This window comes from Candidatus Micrarchaeia archaeon, assembly GCA_041650355.1.
GTDB lineage: Archaea > Micrarchaeota > Micrarchaeia > Anstonellales > Bilamarchaeaceae > JAHJBR01.
Genome location: JBAZLI010000098.1, coordinates 1 through 2,989 on the forward strand (window position 1 = coordinate 1; position 2,989 = coordinate 2,989).

A 2,989-nucleotide genomic window follows, 5' to 3' on the forward strand; every position below is an offset into this window, starting at 1 on the left:
AACGGCTTTTGGAAGCGCTTCACTACTTCAAGTGCAGCCCGAAACTCCGCAATTGAGAAATTGTTTCCCTGGTATGGTTTGCTTCTGCAGAATTTGCATCCCACATTCCGATTCTTTAGCGTACAACCATATAGGGTCGTGCTGACGACATCGTTGAACTCAAGCTGGAGTATATCACCTACTTTTTTGCCATCCGAAACCCGTTCCGCGACAAAATCCGGCTGCACCACCAAATCAGCACTCTCGCAGACTGAGTTTATGGCACCAATTCGGATCGTGCTTTCGTCTTTTCCAGAACCTGGTTTGAGGTTGACCGTCCTGCCGCAGCCATTCAAGACAAGCCCCTGGCCAGTGCACACGCTGGCTCTAATCAGCTTCTCTGATCCAAGCGTTTCAGGGTTCAGTCCATGGCGTTGTATCGCCACCTTCATACTCACCCTCTTGGTGAAGTAAATCCCTCGTTGACCTAGTTTCATTCATTTTCACACCTCTTTTTGTTTTTTACATAAGCCCCATTTCTGGAGTATGCGCATAATTCGAGATTTTCCGGAGCTTTCGCTTATGCCAGGATTATCTTTCTGCCCCGCACATCGCTCACGCTAATGAGTATTTTTTCGTTCTTTTTCACTCCGAGATAATCTCTTATCTCCAATGGTAGAACTAGGCGCGCCTTGGAATCAAGCGCGATGAGGTATTGCTCAATGAAGCAAATCCCTCTTTGTGAAGTAAATCCCTCTTTGCCACTTTTTACACCGCAACTATTAACGCTTTCCCACTATTTAATTGTTTGGTTCAACCCATTTATTCTTTATGTGCTGTAGCCCCTCTCACTTAGTTCCCTTCTTATGAAAAAATCTGCATTTTCCAATGCCTTGAGAAGTTTGTCAACATCCTTCTCCCTGAATTCGTCCCCGGTATAATCGGCTGCGTTTTTCATGCCTATGAATCGCAGATATTCTCTCTTAACGTCCTCCTTGGTCTTGGCTCGCACAGGATCCCTTACCTGCACCTTGCTGAAAGTATCTATCGTTTCCTTATGATTGGGGCTTGAACTTTTTATCCCAAGGTCCGCTATGTTCAATGCATCCAGGTATAGAATAAAGGCCTTTATTGCGAGGCTGAACGCCTGGGAATAAAACCCCTGTTCCTTGAGCATCTCAGCCGCCATTTTATCTTCCTTCGCCTTCCTGTAGTAGGCTCTGCATTCTCCCCTATCCACCCTCACTTCAGACATGCATTCACCATAAGCGTATTTTGCCCTCTTCCTTCTTCATCCAGGGATTCTTTTCTGCCCCTGCCGATGAAACTACGGAAACAGAAAGAAGCGCGTTGAATTTTTCGTATACTTCGTTGTGCATCCTGGCTGCCTGCTCCTGCGCCAGGCTCTTGCCCTTCGCATCCCTTGTGATTATCAGCACATCCACATCGCTTTTGCCGCTTTCGTGACCTGTTGCCACCGAACCGATGAGGTAGGCATGCGATGCCACTGCAGTTTCTCCGAATCCGCGCCTCAGCGTCTCCATGAGGTAATCAAGCGGCATCCGAGGCTTTTGGAAGAATTCGCGTAGGGTGAGTATCGCATCGTATGCATAGCTTTGGCGCCTGAGCGACCAGACATAAGAATTCCCCATTTTATTCCTTTCTATTAAGTTCAAATCGCCCAGTTGTCTGAGCGCCTTGTTCACTGCAGGCTGCGAAAATCCCACCCTTTGGGCAAGCTCGTTTTCGCTTACCTGTCTCCCGTCGGTGAGCAGGAAGCCCATTATCTTGACTTTTGCCGGAGAACCCAATATCGCCAACTGCAAATCTGTCCCGAATTTCATAATTAAAGTTATAAGTTTATAATTTATAAAGTTATCATTTAATAGTTTTAATTATAACTAACTCTTCCTACGCTTAATCGCAGCCTTCAGCAAAGCGACAAAGAGCGGCGCAGGCTTTTCCAGCCTGCTCTTGAGCTCCGGGTGCGCCTGGGTCGCAATCCCGAACGAATCCTTCCACTCCACCATTTCCGTAATCTCGTTCTTCGGATGCGTCCCTGAAATGACCAGCCCGGCATCCTTAAGCTTCTGCACGAATTCCGGATTCACTTCATACCTGTGCCTGTGCCTCTCATGAACTGTCCCTTCTCCGTAAGCCTCAAACCCGTGCGTCCCCTCCTTCAGATTCATCTCGTAAGCCCCGAGCCGCATCGTCGCGCCTTTCTTCACAATCTGCTTCTGCTCGGGCAAAATGTCAATGACAGGGTAAGCGGTTTTCTCGTCGAACTCAGTTGAATTCGCATTCTGCATCCCGGCAACGTCCCTCGCATACTCCACAGTCATGAGCTGCATCCCCAGGCATAGGCCCAGATAAGGCACATTGCTCTCCCTCGCGTATCTTATCGCGCTTATTTTCCCCTCTATGCCCCTTTTCCCGAATCCTCCGGGAACGATGATTGCGTCATAGCCGTTGAGCACTTCCTCCGCGCTGCTCTTTTCAATTTTCTCTGCGTCGAGCAAATCGCAGTGCACATGCGCATTCACTTCAGCCCCTGAATGCACGAGCGCCTCGCTCACGCTCACATACGCGTCCCTCACCTTGGTGTATTTGCCCACGAGCGCGACCTTCAATTCGTGCTTGGGCTTCTTTATCCTCTCAATCCTCTTTTTCCAGTCATCCAAATCCGCAGTCCTCCCAGGTTCCAGACCAAGTTTCCTCGCGAGCACAGGGTAGAGCCCCTGCTTCTCGAACGCAAGCGGCAATTCGTAAACAGTTTCCACGCACGGGTCATCAAAAACAGCGTCCTTATCTACATTGCAGAACATCGCGATTTTTTCCTTCGCATCCTCGTTAAGCTCCTCCTGCTCCCTGCACATTATTATCTCGGGCTTTATGCCCATGGAAAGCAAAAGGCGGTTCGCGTGCTGCGTCGGCTTTGTTTTCTGCTCCCCCGGGGAAAGGCTCGGGAGATAGGTGAGCTGGACGAAAACCGCTTTCTTTTCCGTAG

The 2,989-nt window shown here is 49.2% G+C and carries 4 protein-coding genes; all 4 read right to left on the reverse strand.

From position 1 onward, the window contains the following. On the reverse strand, positions 1-476 hold a 476-nt coding region (locus WC488_05260; GenBank protein ID MFA5077804.1), incomplete at its 3' end, for a hypothetical protein. 332 nt (positions 477-808) lie between these two features. After that, positions 809-1,234 (reverse strand): hypothetical protein, encoded by a 426-nt coding sequence (locus WC488_05265; protein ID MFA5077805.1) that lies wholly within the window; start codon positions 1,232-1,234, stop codon positions 809-811. 4 nt (positions 1,235-1,238) lie between these two features. Next, the gene (locus WC488_05270; GenBank protein MFA5077806.1) at positions 1,239-1,823 is read right to left on the reverse strand and encodes a winged helix-turn-helix transcriptional regulator; all 585 of its coding nucleotides are present in this window, start codon (positions 1,821-1,823) and stop codon (positions 1,239-1,241) included. Positions 1,824-1,880: 57 nt separating this feature from the next. Continuing rightward, on the reverse strand, positions 1,881-2,989 hold a 1,109-nt coding region (locus tag WC488_05275; protein ID MFA5077807.1), incomplete at its 5' end, for a CTP synthase.

Excerpts from the sequence above, each read along its gene's own strand:
- WC488_05265 (MFA5077805.1), bottom strand. The coding sequence starts at position 1,234 with ATGTCTGAAGTGAGGGTGGATAGGGGAGAATGCAGAGCCTACTACAGG.
- WC488_05270 (MFA5077806.1), bottom strand. The coding sequence starts at position 1,823 with ATGAAATTCGGGACAGATTTGCAGTTGGCGATATTGGGTTCTCCGGCA.